The organism is Komagataeibacter sp. NFXK3 (assembly GCF_054182245.1).
Genome location: NZ_JAPIVJ010000023.1, coordinates 1 through 19,106, shown reverse-complemented (window position 1 = coordinate 19,106; position 19,106 = coordinate 1). Strand labels below are relative to the sequence as shown.

Annotated in this window: 15 protein-coding genes; 3 read left to right on the top strand and 12 right to left on the bottom strand. The window is 58.9% G+C overall.

Features of this window, described 5'->3' with window-relative positions:
- Positions 1-241: 241 nt before the first annotated feature.
- From OQZ28_RS15765 to OQZ28_RS15745, 5 genes are all read right to left on the bottom strand, one after another.
- The gene (locus OQZ28_RS15765) at positions 242-1,168 is read right to left on the bottom strand and encodes a ketopantoate reductase family protein (RefSeq protein WP_159264363.1); all 927 of its coding nucleotides are present in this window, start codon (positions 1,166-1,168) and stop codon (positions 242-244) included.
- An 86-nt stretch (positions 1,169-1,254) separates the two neighbouring features.
- A complete protein-coding gene (locus tag OQZ28_RS15760) occupies positions 1,255-2,700 on the bottom strand; it encodes a tyrosine-type recombinase/integrase (RefSeq protein WP_159264364.1) in 1,446 nt (481 codons plus the stop codon).
- 378 nt (positions 2,701-3,078) lie between these two features.
- Positions 3,079-4,179 (bottom strand): Fic family protein, encoded by a 1,101-nt coding sequence (locus tag OQZ28_RS15755; RefSeq protein ID WP_130732964.1) that lies wholly within the window; start codon positions 4,177-4,179, stop codon positions 3,079-3,081.
- 87 nt (positions 4,180-4,266) lie between these two features.
- On the bottom strand, positions 4,267-4,776 hold the full coding sequence (locus tag OQZ28_RS15750) for a dienelactone hydrolase family protein (protein WP_278534033.1): 510 nt from the start codon (positions 4,774-4,776) through the stop codon (positions 4,267-4,269).
- A 109-nt stretch (positions 4,777-4,885) separates the two neighbouring features.
- Positions 4,886-5,026: a hypothetical protein gene (locus tag OQZ28_RS15745; RefSeq protein ID WP_199858430.1), complete on the bottom strand. Its 141-nt coding sequence runs from the start codon at positions 5,024-5,026 to the stop codon at positions 4,886-4,888.
- A 946-nt stretch (positions 5,027-5,972) separates the two neighbouring features.
- Between OQZ28_RS15745 and OQZ28_RS15740 the strand changes: the two genes are divergently transcribed.
- A complete protein-coding gene (locus OQZ28_RS15740) occupies positions 5,973-7,310 on the top strand; it encodes a site-specific integrase (protein WP_206065364.1) in 1,338 nt (445 codons plus the stop codon).
- Positions 7,300-8,079: a segregation and condensation protein A gene (locus OQZ28_RS15735; RefSeq protein WP_159264366.1), complete on the top strand. Its 780-nt coding sequence runs from the start codon at positions 7,300-7,302 to the stop codon at positions 8,077-8,079. The genes OQZ28_RS15740 and OQZ28_RS15735 overlap by 11 nt, the downstream gene beginning before the upstream one ends.
- 120 nt (positions 8,080-8,199) lie before the next feature.
- Here the strand turns inward: OQZ28_RS15735 and istB are convergent, their stop codons facing one another.
- Together istB and istA are read right to left on the bottom strand one after the other, a co-directional pair.
- Positions 8,200-9,045, bottom strand: coding sequence for an IS21-like element helper ATPase IstB (gene istB / locus OQZ28_RS15730; RefSeq protein WP_159264368.1), 846 nt, complete (start codon positions 9,043-9,045; stop codon positions 8,200-8,202).
- Positions 9,042-10,292 carry an IS21 family transposase gene (gene istA / locus OQZ28_RS15725; RefSeq protein WP_007396168.1) on the bottom strand — a complete coding sequence of 417 codons (1,251 nt, stop codon included), beginning with the start codon at positions 10,290-10,292 and terminating at the stop codon, positions 9,042-9,044. Before istA ends, istB begins: the two co-directional genes overlap by 4 nt.
- A 188-nt stretch (positions 10,293-10,480) precedes the next feature.
- Here istA and OQZ28_RS15720 point away from each other — a divergent pair, with 188 nt between their 5' ends.
- Positions 10,481-11,824 (top strand): IS1182 family transposase, encoded by a 1,344-nt coding sequence (locus tag OQZ28_RS15720; protein WP_159264370.1) that lies wholly within the window; start codon positions 10,481-10,483, stop codon positions 11,822-11,824.
- A gap of 144 nt (positions 11,825-11,968) precedes the next feature.
- Here the strand turns inward: OQZ28_RS15720 and OQZ28_RS15715 are convergent, their stop codons facing one another.
- From OQZ28_RS15715 to OQZ28_RS15695, 5 genes are all read right to left on the bottom strand, one after another.
- The gene (locus tag OQZ28_RS15715; RefSeq protein WP_159264372.1) at positions 11,969-14,260 is read right to left on the bottom strand and encodes a DEAD/DEAH box helicase; all 2,292 of its coding nucleotides are present in this window, start codon (positions 14,258-14,260) and stop codon (positions 11,969-11,971) included.
- Complete coding sequence (locus OQZ28_RS15710; protein WP_159264374.1) at positions 14,257-15,657, bottom strand: ATP-binding protein; 1,401 nt, start codon at positions 15,655-15,657, stop codon at positions 14,257-14,259. The genes OQZ28_RS15715 and OQZ28_RS15710 overlap by 4 nt, the downstream gene beginning before the upstream one ends.
- Positions 15,654-17,936 carry a TerB N- and C- terminal domain-containing protein gene (locus tag OQZ28_RS15705; RefSeq protein WP_159264376.1) on the bottom strand — a complete coding sequence of 761 codons (2,283 nt, stop codon included), beginning with the start codon at positions 17,934-17,936 and terminating at the stop codon, positions 15,654-15,656. The genes OQZ28_RS15710 and OQZ28_RS15705 overlap by 4 nt, the downstream gene beginning before the upstream one ends.
- A 121-nt stretch (positions 17,937-18,057) precedes the next feature.
- Positions 18,058-18,441 (bottom strand): type II toxin-antitoxin system VapC family toxin, encoded by a 384-nt coding sequence (locus OQZ28_RS15700; protein ID WP_010516112.1) that lies wholly within the window; start codon positions 18,439-18,441, stop codon positions 18,058-18,060.
- Positions 18,438-18,734 carry a type II toxin-antitoxin system Phd/YefM family antitoxin gene (locus OQZ28_RS15695; RefSeq protein ID WP_081500394.1) on the bottom strand — a complete coding sequence of 99 codons (297 nt, stop codon included), beginning with the start codon at positions 18,732-18,734 and terminating at the stop codon, positions 18,438-18,440. The genes OQZ28_RS15700 and OQZ28_RS15695 overlap by 4 nt, the downstream gene beginning before the upstream one ends.
- Between the last annotated feature and the right edge of the window lie 372 nt (positions 18,735-19,106).

Here is a 19,106-nt window from a genome sequence, read left to right as displayed (position 1 = left end):
AGTCCTGCCTTTGCTTACCGGAAACTTTCTCGCCATTACGGTGACGACGAAAAGCTCACAAATGTTCCCATGAATGACTGCTTTGCCAGCCTTGTCGCTTGATAACCGACATTCTGTTACCCCCCCAAGTCAGACGTTCCATTCCGGCTGTTCATGCAGGGAGAAATTATCTTTGAGCAAGGCGGGCATGATTTGTGAAGTGGATATGTCCGCTGGGACGTCGTATCTGCACTGTGCCTCTTCATGCGTGCCTTTGTTGTTCATACACGCGCAGATTCAGATCGGTGAGATCGAGGAGAGGCGTCGGGATCTGATGGACGCGCGCCCGCCTGACCAGGACACCAATAATCTGTTGCGCCTCCACAGGAGCGCCCTGCAGCAGATCCCGGAACATGGAGGACGTCAGGGTGGAGTCCGTTTTCGTCAGGAGACTGACAGTGCCCTTTAGCGCGGCATCCCGCAGGGGATAACCGGCAGCGGCGGCCGTTGACGCACATTCATGGATGACCGCCTGCGCAAAGCCCTGACCTGCTGGCTGGCTGGCGATATCCCCCACGGTTCCGCGCATCAGGCAGCAGATGCTGCCCAAGGCGGCGAGCAGCACCCATTTGTCCCACATATCCTGCAGGATGTGGGTGGAACACACGGTTTTAAATCCGGGGCCCGACAGGGTTTCCGCAATACTGCGCGCCGCTGGCGTATTGCTACCGTCCCGCTCCCCGACGGAAAGCCGGGGAAGGGAGCCCGTCTGGACAATGCGCCCCTGCGCATCAAGCATGCTGACGATAAAGCACGTGCCTCCCATGACCGCGGCAGGGCCAAAGCGGTCTGCCAGAATATCAAGATGCTGCATGCCGTTGAGAAGCGGGACAATCCGTGTCTGCGGTCCCACCGCAGGCGCGAAATCGTTCATTGCAGCCATCAGGGAATAGGCTTTTACGCTGAGCAGGATGATGTCGTAGGGCCCCTCAATCCCACCGGCCATCACCATCCGGGGGGTCATGGTGACGTTGCCAACGGAACTGATCAGGCACAGGCCCCCGGCACGGAGCTGCTGCAGGCGCCTTTCGCGCACCAGAAAGGTCACGTCATGCCCGGCGCTGGCCATGCGGGCGCCAAAATACCCACCCACGGCGCCTGCGCCGACAACAAGAATTCTGGAACCCATGACGCTGTTTCCTCTCTTTGATCCGCCCTGACGTGTTGCGGTTGAGGGCGAGTTGAAGCGCTCTGGCGGCAGGGGTCAAGACAGGCTCAGAATCTCGATCTTCCCGGGTGCCGGGCCTTGATGCTGGCCGCGTCGATATAGGTCTCGACGACCTGAAGGCTTTTGTGCCGCGAGAAGCGCTTCAGTTCCAGGAGATCATACCCGTCTTTCGCCCCCGTGGTGATGGCGCCGCGGCGCAGGCTGTGTCCGCCAAAGTCCCCCTCAAGGTGGGTGTCGCCACAGCGTTTGCGGATGATGTCCGTGACTGCCCGGTCCGACAGGGCGTGCGGCCCGATCCTGGGCGGGGCTCCGACGGGAGTGACTCCCGCCCTGTGGCCCCGCGCGGACCAGATGCGCCGGAAGACCGGACCTTCCGTGATCCCGGCCTGCCGGAGCCAGGTCTCGTATGCCAGAACCGGGCAGTTCCGGGTCAGGCCCCGCGGGATGCCGATCAGAGTACCCTTGCGCTGGGGATCACCCTTGGACCGGCCCAGCCGGATCTGCATGCCATCCTCATCCACCGTGATGTCGTCCACCTTCAGTGCGGCAAGTTCGGAGCGCCGGAACGCGCCAGCAAAACCGATCAGGAGAATGGCCCGGTCCCGCGCACCGACCAGATCATGTGGACTGATGGCTTCGACGACCCGGACCAGCCTGTCCCAGGTGAGCGCGGTTTTCTGGCGGGGCAGAGTCTCCTTTGCCTCCCGCCGGATGCCGGCAAGCGTTGCGGTCACCATCGGGTGGGCGGTGGGTACGGCAATCTGCGCCAGGTGATGCAGGTAGCGCAGGGCGGCCCGATGCAGGTCTATGGTGCTGGTCCTGCGGCCCTGCAGCGCCATGTCGGCCAGATAGGCGGCAACATCCTCGCCGCGGGCCGGCAGGGCGGGCAGGGCATGACCGGCAGCCCAGCGACACCAGGACCGCACGGCGGCGCGATAGGTGCGCAGCGTGTTTTCGGCCTTGCTGCGGTGCATATAGGCATCGGCCGCCTGACGGGCCGTGGCCAGGCGGCCATCATGTTCGGGCACAGGCTGTGTCGAGACGACGGAAAACCATTGCGCGACGGCAGCAGCCGGCTGGCCGACGGGCGCAGGAGGCGATGCGTCTGACGTCCCGGGACAGGCTCCTACGGGCTGGAGCGGCCGGAACCAGGCCAGGAAGCTGGGCGTACCGTCGTCGATTTCCAGTCCGACAGCCAGTTCGAACCCCGATGGGACATCGGCCACATGGTCCTGAGCCATCTGCTGGGCAGCCGACGCATATGGCACGCCCTGGGCGAGGGGGATATCCGGGGAATAGCTACCGTCCGGCAATTCGATGCCCGCCAGAAGCAGGGGCAGGGGCGGGGTGAACCGCGCGGTCGAGAGGATTTCGCGCCAGCGCGCCGGGTCCTGTGTCTCGGCCAGACGCTGTCGTGTCAAATGGTCAACGCGGGCGTGCAGCGCGGCCTGCGCGCGCCTGCTGGAGCCGAGGATGCGGATGTCGCTCAGCATGACCGGCTTTCCCGGTCCGAAGACCCCTGGGTGCAGAAAAGGTGACCGGGGTCGCCCCTGCCTCTTTTCCGCTGGCCCGGCCTAGGCTGGGCGATCGGTTCGGCAGGACAGAGCCGACCGCTACGCGGGCAGCAGGGGAGGGGCAGACAGGCAGGTAGGGTGGAAAGGCTCTGGAACAAGCGCATTTTGGGATTTTTGTCGAAATGCCTCATGAATGGGAACAGAAATCCTATTTTACCAACCACCTATTTGGCACCGTCCAGTTAATCGTGGCAGAAAATGCTATCCAGCGCGGTCGGGAGCTCTGTCAGATTATCCGCGTCCATAAGCAGCGACCTTGAAGGTTTTTTCGTGGCTGAACAGTAAACTACATGTTTGTCAGAGACGAAGAGAATACCGGGCATACCGGTTTTCTCCTGTCCGAATAAGAGCATCAAGCGCCACCAGATCAACCAGATCACGCGTCGCCGTGGCAGACGTCGCCCCTGTAATCGACCGATAATTCTGGGCACTCAGGCCACCTTGAAAACCATCAGGCCCTTCTGCCAGCATTCGAAGCAGGGCCTTCTCCTGACGAATGTTCAGTTTTCCGCGTAAGCGATCCAGAAACCGCGTTTTCTCAATAAGAAACCGGATGTTCCGAAGCGTGCGGGATTGCGCCTCCAACACGACCTGAGAGAACCAGACCATCCAGTTCTCTATCTGGTTCGTCTTGCTGGCCCGATGCAGTTCGAGATAATACGCTTTCTTGTATGTATTGATGGTCGCGGCCAACGCCGTCAGCGTTGGGGCTGCGAGGGTTTGCGCCAATGCTTTTTCAGCAATAGCCCGTCCGATGCGACCATTTCCATCTTCAAAGGGATGAATGGTCTCAAACCACAGATGCGCAATCGCAGCCCGCTCAATCGCGGGCAAGGGGTCGATCCCGCTTGGGGCGGTCCTGTTAAACCAGCCGATAAACTGCGCCATCTCCGAAGGGACGCTTCGAGATGGCGGGGCTTCGAAGTGGATGTGCGGCGCATGGATGGGGCCGGAGATAATCTGCATTGCCTCGGCATGCGTCCGATATCTGCCAATGACATCCAGATCTCGCCGACCGTTCATGAGCATGGCATGCCACTCAAAGAGACTCTGGTCAGTCAAAGGGGCCGCATAATGCCGATAGAGGTCCGCCATCAATTCAGCGGCCCCAGCCTCAGTTGGCGTAGAACGTCGCCTGTCTGTGGCGAAGCCAAGGTGTCGCGCAATCGACGATTGCACACTGGCCCGATCAAGCTCCTCGCCTTCAATAGCGGAGCTCTCGACCGTTTCTTGCGACATGAGTTGAACGACAAGATGCTGATTGGCGTCTTTGTCCAGATGCTGCATCGCACCGACGACCACGCCTGAACCTTTCAGGAACTCCGTTTCGGCGTCTCGCAGACAGCTTTTCTCGAAGTGAAAATGTGGCCAGTCCGGAAGCTGCCAATTCCAAAGCATGATTGATATCCCAAGGCTCTATCAATCATTCTATCGCATTTTTATGATTGATAGAAGTCTAATCTATCGATCCTTCGGCGTGACGGATTATGCTGCGTATGAACCCAGAGTGGCCCGCAGCATTCCATAATGTTCACTAAGACGGACATCATATCCGCCGTTTTCTGATGAAGGCGAGATATTCCCAACAGTAGATAAATGGTGCGGATCTGGTTCGCTCTTCCACGCAATCTGGACCGAAGCGGGACATTCATCCCGGATCGTCAATGCGAGGAGAAACTTTTGTCGAGCCATATGCATTGACCAGGCATCTGCCTGCGCATCGTACCGGCATAGGCCGGATGAGGCCACGGCCTCCTTTTCGGTGAAGCAATGGACAGCATGGCCGATGGCGAGAAACTGCCACGGGGCAGGGCTGCCGTACATTTCGGTCAGGAAGCCGTCAAACTGGGAGCTGGTCGAGGTATCATCCGCCCCGTTCATGGCAAGAACCCGTGCCCGGATCGCATGTGCCAGGGCGGGATTATCCGTCGAGAGATTGCCGTGGAACGCGACCACGGCTGCGATCTCCGGACCGGACCGCGCGAGATCCAGCACGGCCGCGCCGCCGAAGCAATAACCGATGGCGCAAGATGGGTCGTGTCGATTGGTGCCTGCGATACAAACGACCTGAACTGTGCCAGGGCAAAGGCCACGCGACGGCGCATCATGGAACGGTCAGCGAGCAGAAGGGGGATATGGCATCGCGTGCGCCAGCGGCGTCTTTCGGGCGGATCGCGGCGGCATACATATCCGTCAGCAGGATCACGTAGCGTTGCCCTGCGATGTCCTCGGCCTTGCGGATCACGCTCTCGTTGACGCATGAACCATGCGGGCACCATCAGGAGACCCGGCCGCCGCGCGGCAGTCGTGTCGTCGTAGATTAGGACGCAGTCATAACGCGCGCCCTCGAACGTCTACGAAACTGGCCTGTCGACCATGCGGGCACGCGCATGCCCGGAAATAAGGAACGGCAATGCGGCAATGACGAGCGGACGCAAACAGATCATTGACGTTTCTCTTTCGGTTATGGGACGGGCGAGGGGCAGGTCAGATTATCGCATATGCTGTTTTGCGCTCAACCATTGACGGAGTAAAGCTGTCAGGAGATCGCCATAACGGACCAGAATGAGAGTTTTCTTCAGCCCTGTCCGGGATGGACAGGGGGCTTGGCGGGACAAGTCGACGGCGCCCCGTGGGGAGAGGAAAGCAACGCGAGGTTTTCAGTCCAGAGAGTTTTTTGCAGTGGCGTCATCCAAGCATAGCGGGCTGGGGGAGGCTGCTGCCTGGAAGCACTGATGATGCGTAACCGAATTAAGGGTACTTTTTCGCATTAATAAGGATCATTTTTCTCCTGATTAAGGGGAACCTGAATCGGAGAGGATCGCGGAAAACCTGACATTCTCCTTATTAAGGGCCATTCGATAAAATTAGCAGGAATTTCCAGATTTGTCCTACTTCCGACAAGATAACTTATCGGAAGTAAGTTTTTGATTGGTCGGATTTTGCCCCGCGAGGAAGGGAGGGGGCAGAAAGTCCGGGAAACCGCGCCTTTCCAGATCAATCGGGCGCTTTTCCGTTCTCCAAAACCCGTTAACATGATACGACGCATTATATGAAGCACAAACGCCTTAATATGGTCAGGGTCAGGCAGCGCGGTTTTCCGCTGAGGGCGGGTAGGCTGTCCGCTTTCGCCGTCCGTCCGACGTCGGCCTGCAGCGAGTTTAGGGCGGAAAACCGGGGATCCGATCAGAATGGCTGAGACCGGCCGACTGCTGCAGGCGGCGCGTTCGCCGACCGGCCTGTCGCCTGCCACGGCACGGACCTATGCGGCCTCCTGGCGCGCCTTTGTCAGAACCCAGCCAGCCGATAGCGGCTTTCCGGTCGGCCCTGTCGCGGTGGCAGCGTGGCTGGAGGCCCGGGCGAAGACGGGACGGCCGCGGCAGAGCCTGGTGGTGGATCGCGCGGCGCTGACGGCATGGTGTGCTGCCAATGGCGAGGCGTTCGATGTCGCCCTGCCCGCTACGCGGGTGCGCCGGACCGGGGCCGGGGTCGATGCGGCTTCGCTGCTGGCCGCCGCGCGACGCTGTAGGGCCGACCTGCCCGGCTTGCGCGACCGGGCTTTGCTGTTGCTGGCGGCTACGCTGGACATCGGCGCCGAGGCGCTGGCCCGTCTGACGGTGGAAGACATCAGCGACACGACAGACGGGATGACCGTTGCCCTGCTGCGGCCCCGGTCCGGGCGCCACCGGTTGCGCCGGTTGCGGCGCCGCCGGGACCCGGCCGTTTGTCCGGTGCGGAGCTGGGCGGCCTGGCGCGATGCCGCGCAATTGCGGTGGGGGGCGGCGTTCCGGGGGATCGATGCGCATGGCACGGTCGGGGATCCATTGTCGGTGCCGGGGATCCGGTTCGTGCTGGACCGGGCGCTGGGACGTCCGGACCGCCCGGCCCACCGGACGCGGCGGACAAAATCCGGGTCCCCGCCAGAGTCCCCAGTTGGGACGGCGGTGCGTCGACGCACGATGAGGGCCGCCCCGGGCTGGATCCGGACAACGCTGACGGTGAGCGGTCCGGTAGACGAAGTGGCCCGGTTCCGGGTGGCGGCCCGGGGACCGGGGATCATCCCCTGGCAGGTGGATTTTGACTACGAACAGGCCCGCCTGCTGGCGCCGATGGCGGCAAAGGGGGCGCAGGCGGTGACGCTGGCCCGGCTGCTGCGCCAGGCATCCGAACGCCTGCATCGGATCGCCCTGCAGCATCAGGCGGCGGGTACGCCCGCCTGTGCCTTTGACCTGCACCGGCTGGTACCGGTGCCCGGTCCCATTCTGGAAGCCGGGGCGGATTCATGCGCGGCGGCGGCCTGGCTGCAGGCACAGTGGGGCACGCTGCTGCCGTTGCGTCGGGTGGAGGTCGAAGCCGTGCGCGACCAGCGCGCCCGCCGCAGTGCGCGGCTGGTCTACAACTTCTGGTCGGCGGAATGGACGCCGTGGCAGGCGCTGGAGCGGGTGCGGACGGACTGGCCAGAGCTGGTTTTCGACATCCGGCCGCAGTACGCGCGCGCTGATGCCGGGAAGACCGCCGATGCTGCCTGACAAGGACGAAGACTGGGGCGATCAGCCGCGTCGGTTGCCGCGCCCGGCGGTGCCCGAGTTCCATGTCGAGGGGTTTGACGGGCCGCTGGACCTGCTGCTGGATCTGGCGGAACGGCAGCGCCTGGATCTGGGCATCTTGTCCATTGCGGACCTAGCGGCCCAGTTTGTGGATGAGGCGGAGCGGCTGGCCCAGACCACGCCACTCATGCAGCGCGCGGACTGGGTGATCTGGATCGCCCGGCTGGTATTCCTGCGCTCGCGGCTGCTGTTTGCCACGCAGGCGGAAAAGCAGGTTGCCGAGAGCGAGGCACGCCGGACGGCGGACCAAATCGAGGGGTTGTTGCAGATGCGCGCGGCAGCGGACTGGCTGGAGGCGCGACCGCAGCTTGGCGTGTCGGTTTTTACGCGGGGCGGGGCGCGGGCGGATAGCAGTGTTTCTGCATGGCAGGGGACGTATTTCAGTCTGATGGAAGCCTGTCTCAGTGTACTGGAGCAGGAATTGGCGCGGGTTGCGACGTCCGTTCCCGTCTATCGGATTAATGTGCCTGCATATTGGCGTGTGACAGATGCGCTGACTCTGGTCTGTGAAAAAATAGCGAACGGAACCTTCCGCAGCATATGGGAAGACTGTATGCTCCTAACGGATTTAAGGGGACCGGACAGGATCATTGATCGTCGCGCGGTTGTTGCTGCTACGTTTGTGGCTGGCCTTGAACTGGTGCGACGGGGAGAGGCATCGATTGCCAATGTTGCGTTTCCCTCGCCGTGATCTGCGTCTCCCCACCATAGCGGTGATAGTGTGTGCCTTAGCAGTCTGTCGGGTTTGTAAATGCTGTTTCAAAATTCCCCACATGTGCTGTCGGAAAATTCCCCAGCACGGATATGGTGATCAGCCATTGAGGTGATCGATAGCTCCATGCTTTGGGGGCCTACCGCGGCGCTTTGGCGCTGCCGGTGGCATCAGATTGGCGTGGGCCCGTGTATGCTCGGGGATCAGATCGGCATGCTGGCGCAGGCGATAGCTGGCACCTTCGATGTGGACGACGACAGCATGGTGAAGTAGCCGGTCGAGCAGCGCGGTGGCGACGACCGGGTCGCCGAAGACCTCGCCCCACTCGGCAAAACCGCGATTGGAGGTCAGGATCATCGCTCCCTTTTCGTAGCGGGCATTGACCAGCTGGAAGAAGAGGTTGGCACCACCTGGCGTGATTGGCAGGTAGCCAACTTCATCGACGATCAGCAGCGAAGCCCGCGTGTAGAAGCGAATTTTCTCGGCCAGACGCCCCTCGCGTTCGGCTCTGGTGAGCGCCTCGAGCAGTTCTGCCAGAGAGCAGCGATAGACGCTGCGTCCGGCCCTGACGGCGGCCACGCCGATGGCTGTGGCCAGATGGGATTTTCCGGTGCCTGGCGGGCCCAGAAAATGCAACACCTCGGCCCGATTGATGAACTCGAGCTGGGCCAGCGCGGTGATGCGATGCCTGTCGAGTGAAGGCTGGAACGAGAAGTCGAAGCTCTCGATAGTTTTGATCGGCATGAGGCGGGCGGTGCGCAGTGCTACGCTGATGCGCCGTCCCTCGCGCAGGTTCAGTTCTTCGGCCAGCAGATCGTCGATGGCCTCGATGGCGCTGATCTCGCCCTTTTCCAGCCTGCCCAGCGTGTGATCAAGCGTTTCGAGGGCGCGTGCCATATGGAGAGCCAGCAGGCTTTGTCGGATGCGTTCGGTGACAGACATCATGCGGTCCCTTTGGCATTGATGTTGGCCAGGCGTTCACCCACCGCGCCGTAGAAAGCCAGAGGACGCTGGAGGATCGGCACCGCCGGTGTCGTCGGCAACATCTCGGCGTGTTGAACCGGTGGGGCCTTGCGGTGGCCTGGCTCGATCCGCTTACGGTTTTTGCCTTCCAGCACGGGATGCCGGGCGATGAGTTTCCCTTCCTCGAAGATCAGGACTTCATGTGTATGGTGCTGGATCTCGACCACGCGACGGCGGGCAGTGTCAGGCACACTGTAATAATTGCCGGCCACCGCCACCATCCCCTCGCGGCTGATCCGCCGCTCGACGCTCAGAACAGCATCGTAGCGCAGGGCAGGCAATGGATGCAGATGGGGCTGCTCCTGTGCAAAATGCTCCTGCACGATCCGCCCGGTGGTGGCATGTGCCCGCGCGTTGGCGATATCCGCGCGCCAGACGTCGAACTGGGCGTTGAGGTCATCGAGATCATGGAAACTGCGGCCAAGGAAGAAGTCCTGACGGATGTAGCGGAAGGGTCGCTCGACCTTGCCCTTGGTCTTGGCGCGATAGGGCTGGCAGGCTCTGGGGGCGCTGCCATAATGGGCCAGAAGCGCCACCAGCGAGGCATTGTAGGTCACCACGCCCGCATCATCCTCACCGATGACAGCGGTCTTCATGCGATCGTAGAGAATTTCCGTGCAGCAGCCCGCCATCGCCTCGAAGGCGGCGATGTGGCAACGCATCACTGTTTCCAGACCCTGGTTCGGGCAGAAACGTCCCCACAGCCAGCGACTGTGCCCCAGCACCATGCTGAACAACCAGACCTTGCGCACGATGCCTGGCTCGCCGGTGAAGACTGTCTGGAATTCCGCAAAATCGACCTGCGCCTGAACGCCGGCTCCGGTCTCGAAGCGCCGCTCATAAGGCCTGGGCAGCGGGGGGCGGATTTGCCGGAGATATTCCGTCAGCGATGAATAGGCACCGTCATATCCCATGTCGCGAATTTCACGATGCAGCCTGCGCGATGAAAGTCCGGGATAACTTGCCATCCGCTCCAACAGATAGGTTCGATAAGGTTCTGCTGCGCTGGCCACCGGTTTACGCGGTGCATAGGCTGGAGTCTCCAGCCCATTGGCCAGATACTTCTTCACTGTCTTGCGATCGAGCCCTGTCTGGCGCGCGATGGCGCTGATGCTGAGCCCCTGTCTTTTGAGTTCCTGGATCAAAACGACCTCCCTGAGTCCTATCACCTGCTCGCCCTTCCTTTGGCATCAGCAGGGATAAATGTGCCGCGTGATCGTCATGGGGGCATGCCCCCATGACGATCACGCACAGTCCTCAAACTGGGGAATTTTCAACCAGCACATTTGGGGAGATTACAACCAGCACTCACAGGGTTGGGGTACCCTGTGAAGGGGTAAGGTTGTAAGGTGGTGAGATGAGCAGCTTCATCCCGTTTGACCGGTCTCAGCCGTATCTTCTGCCGCCTGATCTGAAGTCGTGGCTTCCGGCTGATGATATGGCGCATTTCGTTGTAGCCGCCGTTGAACGGGTTCCGATGAATGCGTTCTGCGTGCCAGTGCGCACGGGTGGCAAGGCACAGTACCATCCGCGTCTGATGCTGGCCCTTCTGATCTTCAGCTATGCGAACGGGCTGTTTTCCTCACGCCGGATCGAGCGGGCGACATATCGCGATATCGGGGTGCGCTTCGTGGCGGCGAACCTGCATCCGGATCATGATACGATTGCGACCTTCCGCCGGACGAACCGGACAGCCATTGAAGCTGCATTTGCGCAGGTCCTGCTTCTGGCGCGCGAGACGGGCCTGCTGCGTCTGGGCGTGGTGTCGATTGACGGCACGAAAATCGATGCCGACGCTTCGAAATACCGTTCCCTGCGCTACGACCGGATCAGGGCGCTGCGCGAACAGCTGGCGGTGGATATCGCGAAACTGATGGACCAGGCGGAGCACGCGGATGCCACAGACAGAGATCCGCAGGCCCTGCCAGAAGAGCTTGCCCGCCGGGAAGCGCTGAAAGCGAAGCTGGACGGAGCCTGCGCCCGGCTGGAAGCAGATGCGAAGGCGCAGGCCGAGGCGGCGCGACCGGCATACGAGAAAAAGAAGGCGGCGCATGACGCAAAAACAGGGCGTCGCGGCCGGGCGCCGAAACCGCCGGATGATGAACCACCACCCGACCGGCAGATCAGCCTGACCGATCCCGACAGTCGCCTCATGCGGCGTTCGGATGCCCACGAGTTCCGGCAGGCTTACAATGCCCAGGCCGTGGTCTGCGCCGAAGGCAGTCAGCTGATCGTGACAACCGGCGTTGTCGCCACGTCAGCGGACGCGCCGTCCTTTGCCAGCACCGTGCTGTCGATGGAACACACGATCGGTCTCCCGGAGACAGTGCTCGCCGACACCGGTTACGCCAGCGGGCAGGCGGTCCGGGAATTGCGGAAAAAGGGCATTGATCCGCTGGTCGCCATCGGACGGCCCTGTGCCCGCAGACCTTACGACTTCCGACCCCATCCCGAAGCAAAGGAGCCACGCCGGATAACTGAACCCTGGCGGCTTGCCATGAAGGACAGGCTGGAAACTACAGAAGCCGGAGATGTTTACAGACTACGCAAACAGACCGTGGAGCCGGTCTTTGGAATTATCAAAAGCATCATGGGCTTCAGAAGATTCAGCCTGCGCAGCCTTGCAAAAGTCACGACCGAATGGACCCTCGTTGCACTCGCATATAACTGCAAAAGAATGGCGCGGCTTCAGGCGGCATAAGCCGGGTCAGCCTCGGCGTTATCAGCCGCAAAATGCCCAACCCGACAGACTGTTAGATTATATTTCGACTTTTGAGCAGGTTGTCGGGCCGGGGTATCCGCCATTCCAATACATTCCGGTCAACGCCAAACATTATAAAGGTATTTAGGATTCAAAAATTGTTTTTACCTCAGTCGGAAATCTAGAAAGCAGGTCAGCCGCAATAATCGGCACACGTTCCGCGTCGATATGCTCACTGGCGTAGCAACGCGCCAGCAATTCGTCTCCTAAATAGGCGTCATATTTCGCTCGCTTCATATCCGGCACTAGTCGAGCTAAAATTTTCGCGTCCGGCACAGGTCCTTCTGCAATGATTTTTAGGGCGGCAATCAATTTGCTCCCATCCTTAGCAGGAACCGTGACCGCGATACCTTCCGAATTAGCCATTACGCCATGAGAGGCAAGCGCCAGCACGAAGGCCAGTTGTGCCCGATTGCCGACCCAAGGGAAAAGCAGGAGTTCGTCCTCATGTCGTCGCAGGCTCGCATGGCGCAGTCCAAGATGATCGAACGTCTCTCTGGCTTCAGTAAGAAACTCAAGTGCTGCCTTGTCGAGAAAGCGGGGAATAGCGATGTTCTCGTAAACCCTGCGCATCTCTGCCACGACTTCGTCAGCCGGGGGCAGGCCCTCGCCACCAAATTCAGGCGGCACGCCGCCATAAGCTCGTGTGACCAGAATTTCCCGGCGTCGATTGTCGATCTCGATTATCTGCCACCGCCGTCCAGCGAAGATAATGAGTTGTTCCGGCATCACGGGGTTATCGACCGGCAGCGTACCGAGGTTCCGTCCGCGATCCGTGATAACCTTGAACTCGTCAGGCGTCATGAATACGGCGTAGAACCCACGGTCATTGATGACCCGCTCACCTTCTTCGCCTGGCAAAAGCGTCCCGTCTGGCGCCTGCTCAATAAGCTGGACTTCCGGATGCTTCATTCGCCGCAGCACATCAATGTAGAGGGCCTGATCAATTTCAGGAAATACCCGACTCTCGATCAAGTGGTTCCAGCCCTGTTTGACTGTCAGACCACCGTGTTGAGCGATCAGGGCCAGAATTTGCTGTATCAGCGTGGAGAGGTGGAGCCGCCCAATTTGAGGCGGTTCATTCCAGCGCCTCAGCATGAGATTGAGCATGGCTATGGTCTGCACCGTGCTTGGCCGCATAGCATCAATGGGATGGATGCGCTCGTCGATCGCCATCTCGGTGGTGTAAACCCGCATTACCGAGGATTGTCCTGCACGACGACCGGAACGTCCTAGTCGCTGGCGCATGCCTGAAACAGTATGTCCCGGCCCGATTTGGCTTACAGCATCAATGTGGCCAATATCGATGCCCAGTTCGAGGGTCGTGGTTGCGACAATGGAACCTGGTCGATCTTCTTCTTTCAGCCTTCGTTCAGCTTCCTCACGGTGCTCACGCGACAAACTGCCATGATGAGCGAAAAACTCCTCCGGCACGCCCAATGTCTCGCAAAGGCCACGTAACCTTGCGGTATAAAGTTCAACATTCCGTCGTGAGCCGGCAAAGATCAAACTCCGATGCCCCCGGAGCGTGTTGAAGATGTGTGTTGCAATCTCCATGTCTGCCGTGCGCTCGGCGACCTCGCCCTTGTCTGAATTGTCGCCCCGTTGCTTCAGGCGCGGCTGTATATAGCCGCGAAGCTGGAGCTTCAGGGGTTGGCTGCCCATTTCAGATTCCAGTATCTCCACGCCATCCGCATTCAATGCCCGTAGGAAAGCCGCAGAGGTTCTCATGTCGGCCAGGGTGGCCGAAAGGCCTACGCGAACTACCCGATGTCCGGCGGCGATCTCGATACGATTGAGCAGCGATTGAAGTTGGCGTCCGCGCTCTGCATCCATAAAGGCATGCATTTCGTCAACCACGATGTAACTTAGCGCAGCGAACAGACGCTTCGCCTCATTTCCCCGTCGAACAAGGATGGCCTCCAGACTTTCTGGCGTGGTCAGCAATATCCCTTGGGGCCGCTTGCGTGCACGCTCCTTGATGCTGCTGGCTACATCCCCATGCCATTTCCAGACTGGAATTTCCACTTCTTCGCAAAGTGTCTCCATGCGACCAAACTGATCGTTGATCAGTGCGCGCAAAGGACTGATATAAATGGCCTCGAAGCCGGCACCGGGTTTGCGTTCATCTGCTGCCAGTCGCGAAACAATTGGCAAGAAGGCCGCCTCGGTCTTTCCGCTTGCGGTCCCGGCCGCGATGATGAGATCCTGCTGTCCTTCCAGAAGGACGGGAATGGATCGTTCCTGAATATCACGAAGCTCTGTCCATCCCTGACGCCAGATCCAGCGCCGGATTTGCTCGTGCAACAGATCGAAAGCCGTCGATGCACCCTTACCGGAAGTTTGCCCGAGTGGGTCGGGCGGCGCGTCGTTCAAAGCTTGAAGTCCGCCAGATCATCATCGGGAGAGGCCTGAGCGGAGCCGATCGTCGAAGAGCCTGCCCCACCAGGCGTATCTTTATTGTCGACCTCGACAATATCGCCACCCGCCAAGGGCGTATCAGGCGCGACTTCAGCCTGGTCCACCAGATCCTGCCACTGCGCCTGTGAATTCTGTTCCAGGATGGCAAGCAGGTCGAGAAAAGCCTTGATGGTGTTACGCGGTGTACGGAAATAAGCCTCGCCAATCCTCTGGTTGCAATGAGTCATGAAGGCTTTGAAAACCTCATCCGGCACCAGATAACGATTCTGGTCACCATAGGCAAAGACGTGCCGTAACCTGCCAAGCAGAATGTAGAGGTCTTCGGGTGTCAGGCTCTGAAGCCGGATGACCGGGCCGGAAAGATCAACCAGACCATTTCGGGCAAAGCTGTTTTCAGCCAAACGGGATCGCAACGCTTCGTAAGAGTAAAGGCCCCGGCGGCTGTCCATCAGGAATTCGGGGGTGCCCCCGAAATAGACGCCGAGGGATTCAGCCGAACCTTGAAGCACATCATTCACGATACGGAGAATCTGCTCGTAGTTCGCATTGCGCGACTGGGCGCTGACCAGCTTGAAGAGGTTTACGCATTCATCGAACATGACCAGAAAGCCGGAATAGCCTGCCAGGGTCACGAAGCGGCTCATGACTTTCAGGTAATCGTAAACCGAGGCATCATCGATGATAGAGCGTACGCCGAGCGCCTCCCGGGCCTCGGTTTTGAGCGTGTATTCGCCACGGAGCCAGCGCAGTGCCGCAGCCTTTCCGCTCTCGCTACCTTCTTCGAAAGCTCGCCAGTAGCATTCGATGACGGTTGCAAAGTCATAGCCGGAAACGAGTTCCTGAATGGGAAGCAGTCTTTTTTGGATAACGTCTCCAACCTTGCGACCCGAAGCCTTGGCAGCAGCCTGTGTCTCTATGATGAAACGTTCGACTACGCTTGCAAGCGCTCCACCATCCTGCTTGGTGCGGGTGGCCATGTTACGCATGAGTTCTGCGTAAAGGCTGCGAGCCTGGCCGCCGCTGGCATGCAGGCGACGATCAGGCGATAAATCTGCATGCGCCACGACCAGCTTGCTTTGCATGGCAATGGAGCGCGCCAGATTAAGGAAAAAAGTCTTGCCTGCACCGTAGTCGCCAATGATGAAACGAACAGCAGAACCACCGTCCGCGATGCGTTTGACGTCCAGCACCACCTGGTTGACTTCGCCCGCGCGACCGACCTGCACTAATTGGATGCCTGACCGTGGCACGACACCTGCGCGAAGCGCCTGAATGACGCTATCGCGGTCTCTGGGCCTGATTTTCTCCGCAGTGCGCGCCCCGTCTGAGGTTGCAATACCAAGGTTGGTCATGATGCTGCTCCCGGCGCGTCAGCAAGGAGCGCCATATTGATGATCAAAGGGTCGCCGTCCTCAATGAGTTCTTCATCGAAAGTATCATAGGCCCATTCGTTGATGGCTTCGAGTGCGCCATCTGGCATCAACCCGAGTTCGTGTGCCTTGGCCTCAAATCCGGAGCGTGTCCACTCCTTTTGGTTGACCAGGATCTCAAGCAGTCGCGTCTGCTCCGCACCAAGTCCGGCGAAGCGCGTTGCCTGTTCCAAAGTGGGTGCAACGACTGCCGGACTTGGAATTTCAGAAGTCTCGTCCTCATAGATTGGTGCCAGGATTTTCTCGACCGCCCTCGTTTCGCGCAGGATGGTGCCGACCTTCCCCATATCAATGATGATACCGTCAGCAGGTTTCGCTTTCGAAGGCGGTGCTGGAATTCGATGGCCGCCTCCCTGTGACCTGCCATCCTCGACCACGATCGGTTCCGCGGTATAGGATGCCCTGGCAGCCGTAACCCGATGCAAGGTGGCGTAGAGTTCCCGTCGATCGAGACCACAGGCTTCGTAAAGCCGCTCAAGAGCCACCATCATGCCTTGGTCGGTTTCACCTGTCATTACAGTGACAGAAGCTGCCAGCGTGGCGACTATGGTTTGTTGCCCGGACTCCAGACTATCAACGATGGCTTTGAGGCGGCCAGGCGTTGGCAAGCGCGGCGGAAGCAGGCGCAGGCGGGCTATCAGCCGTTTTGTTTCAGGCGGGGTAAGCTGCAGGTGTGTGGTGAGATCGTTGACCAGATTTGTACCCAAGGTCAGGTTTTTTGCTGCCGGGCCGATGGCGGTCATGACCACGGCAGCGATGCGGAAGTTGTCACCGACAGGTATCAGGGAATCCTGGGCGTCGCCAGCGTAGAATAAGATTATATTCTCGCCTGGCTTGTTCCCACCATAGGTTGGATCCGGTTCCATGCCGTAACCTAGGCGTGCCAGCATGGCGGACATGTCGCGCGCTTGCCGCAGACCCGTGGCCCCCTTGCCAGAACCAAAGCATCGCAGACCCAGTTCCTTAAGCGGCACATCGGCAACAGGCCGGGGCAGATCGTCCAGCCAGGCTCTGAAAGCACGAACGGTTTCTCTTTCCCCAAGTTCTACGGGCAGCATCAAGGCGGCAGCCATACTGTCGACACGTTCACGTTCCTTGCCGATGACCTTGGCAAATGGAGTCAGATCCTCACGGGCCCCTTCGCAGAGCTTGATCATTTTGGTCCATGTCAATTGCGCTGGATCAGGAAGGCGATCGAAGCCATCAAACTTGATCGAGACATGGAGATACTGACTTGCCGCTCGATAGCTCAGATCAAGTCGGCTCTTTTTTTTATCTTTGAGCCGCACACCGTCAGGAAATTTCTTATTAAAACGATGTCGCGTGAGTTCAATGAACTCCGGACGCGCTCGTGTCATTGCCATGCGTGGCCATAAACCGGTTAAGTGAGAGGGCAAAGACAGAATACCTGCCATGGCGAGATCGAAGTCGAGCGGAATGCCTTGCAACGCATGCAGACTTAATTTGACCCGAAGTAAGGGAGACATGTGGTCTCCCAAAGCTGAGACATCCGGTTTCCATGCCCCCAATCTTTGCATATCGGTCAAGGTTTGTCGCATTTCAATGAAATTGAGCAGTTCAGTGCTGTAGTTTGCAAAAGAACCATTATGTTCGAAGAGGCTGCGCAGGCGTTCTACTTCGGCCATCAACAACGCCTCTTCAGCCATTGAAGGCGTATCGGCTACCAAGCGACGTTCAAGCCCATAAAAATAAAGGAAGGGATAGCCCATTGGGTAGCTCGTGTCGGATTTTCCGCTCGCCAGCCAATGCAGGTAAGCCAATCGTTGATTGGGCGTGATGTCAGTATATGAGGACCAATAACCCAGATCCAGGTTCGTTTGCGGCACTCTGGCCGCGATCTTGAGCGATGGTCTGATAAGGCAGGGCGCTGGAGTGTCGGCACGCCAGCCTCCATCCGGCGCTGCAGACAAAAAGTTGCCGACATAGACCATGCCATCAGTTATCTCGAAGCCATGGATCGTGACTTTTTCACCGGGAGGGACCCAGTGCGCATCGTTCTTCTTGTGGCTCCGGGATTGTCCATGCAATACTAATTTCGCCTCATCATTGGGAAATATATGTTGGGCATGGGATGAGGAAGCGTGCGTAGATGACGAGGCAGTAGTCTCTTTCCTGGTCGCCACATTGGTCGTATCCGGAATTTCAGATCCGCTGAAAATACGCTTTAGCCAAGAAAACATAATATGCTCACCGAATGCTCGCCAATTCTTTCAAATAATAGACATTGTTCTTCCGATGCAGCAACTCTCCTCTGTGGCGAATGGACATCGATACAGATCCTCGGCTGTTCTGTTCACATTCTCAGGAACAACGGATTATTTTAATAGAATAGTAATCCATTTGTCCGTCTTCTGAAAGAAAGGTGGCATGCTCAGCTTGCGCCTGCGCCATTAGAAGATGGTCAAACGGATCACGATGATGCATAGGCAAAGACATAAGAATCTTCAGATGCTCGGGCTGTATTTGCAGCAGAGAGAAGCCTTCGCCAGGAATTGCTGCCAGAATATCGTTTATATCCGCATCCAGTTTTCCGATACGGATTTTGATTGCAATCTCCCATAATGACACGACACTCACCAGAATATCATGGGCCGGATCCGCAATGATTTCCCGTGCATTATCTCCTAGCCGATCAGAATCCGAAAGCCACCAGAGCAACGCATGCGTATCGAGCAGAACCTTCACAGGTCGCGTTCCATGCTTTCAAGAACGTCCGGCGGTGTCTGATCAAAATCTTCGCTCATCCTGATTCGCCCTCGAAGGACTCCTGGCTGACGACGGGGACGATAGGAAGGAGCAGGCGGCCGCAGTTCAGCCACGACCTGGTCGTGAGATGTAACAAGGATCGTGCTGCCTTGTCTGACCTGACGCAGATAAACTGTCAGGTTTCCTCGAAATTCTCGAACACCGATTTTCTGTGGGGATGGTGCGTTATCTGAAAGATGCTGGCTCATTGTCTCCTCCCTCTGTGTCATCATAACATGTACACACAGCGAGGAGGTAGAGAATTCCTGAGATATATTCGATTTCAAAGATCAGTGGCTTCCGGACAGTGCCAGAGCAGCCGTTATATTCTCAACTCCGGCCGCGAACTCGGCCGGAGCGTTCGCCCTCCAATGACGTCTCCACCACCAGCGTCCGGCATTCATGCGTGTAAACCAGACGGGTCTGCTGGGCTCTCTGGCAGGCGCTTCGGTTCGGAAAAGGCCGTGAGAGGCACCAGGAGGCCATCGTGTGGAAAGTACGCTAAACAACGTTTAGCATGAACAGTAGAAGAACGTCTGGGTAGCGTGATCTTGCCTGAGGGCAAGCCGCTGTTTCTTTGTTGAACAACGGCAAGCAGCACGGAA

What these genes read in the sequence shown, in the direction of transcription:
- OQZ28_RS15765 (WP_159264363.1), bottom strand. Translation starts at nt 1,168, where the DNA reads ATGGGTTCCAGAATTCTTGTTGTCGGCGCAGGCGCCGTGGGTGGGTAT.
- OQZ28_RS15735 (WP_159264366.1), top strand. Translation starts at nt 7,300, where the DNA reads ATGCTGCCTGACAAGGACGAAGACTGGGGCGATCAGCCGCGTCGGTTG.
- OQZ28_RS15760 (WP_159264364.1), bottom strand. Translation starts at nt 2,700, where the DNA reads ATGCTGAGCGACATCCGCATCCTCGGCTCCAGCAGGCGCGCGCAGGCC.
- OQZ28_RS15720 (WP_159264370.1), top strand. Translation starts at nt 10,481, where the DNA reads ATGAGCAGCTTCATCCCGTTTGACCGGTCTCAGCCGTATCTTCTGCCG.
- OQZ28_RS15695 (WP_081500394.1), bottom strand. Translation starts at nt 18,734, where the DNA reads ATGATGACACAGAGGGAGGAGACAATGAGCCAGCATCTTTCAGATAAC.
- istB (WP_159264368.1), bottom strand. Translation starts at nt 9,045, where the DNA reads ATGATGTCTGTCACCGAACGCATCCGACAAAGCCTGCTGGCTCTCCAT.
- OQZ28_RS15740 (WP_206065364.1), top strand. Translation starts at nt 5,973, where the DNA reads ATGGCTGAGACCGGCCGACTGCTGCAGGCGGCGCGTTCGCCGACCGGC.
- OQZ28_RS15710 (WP_159264374.1), bottom strand. Translation starts at nt 15,657, where the DNA reads ATGACCAACCTTGGTATTGCAACCTCAGACGGGGCGCGCACTGCGGAG.
- OQZ28_RS15755 (WP_130732964.1), bottom strand. Translation starts at nt 4,179, where the DNA reads ATGCTTTGGAATTGGCAGCTTCCGGACTGGCCACATTTTCACTTCGAG.
- OQZ28_RS15705 (WP_159264376.1), bottom strand. Translation starts at nt 17,936, where the DNA reads ATGTTTTCTTGGCTAAAGCGTATTTTCAGCGGATCTGAAATTCCGGAT.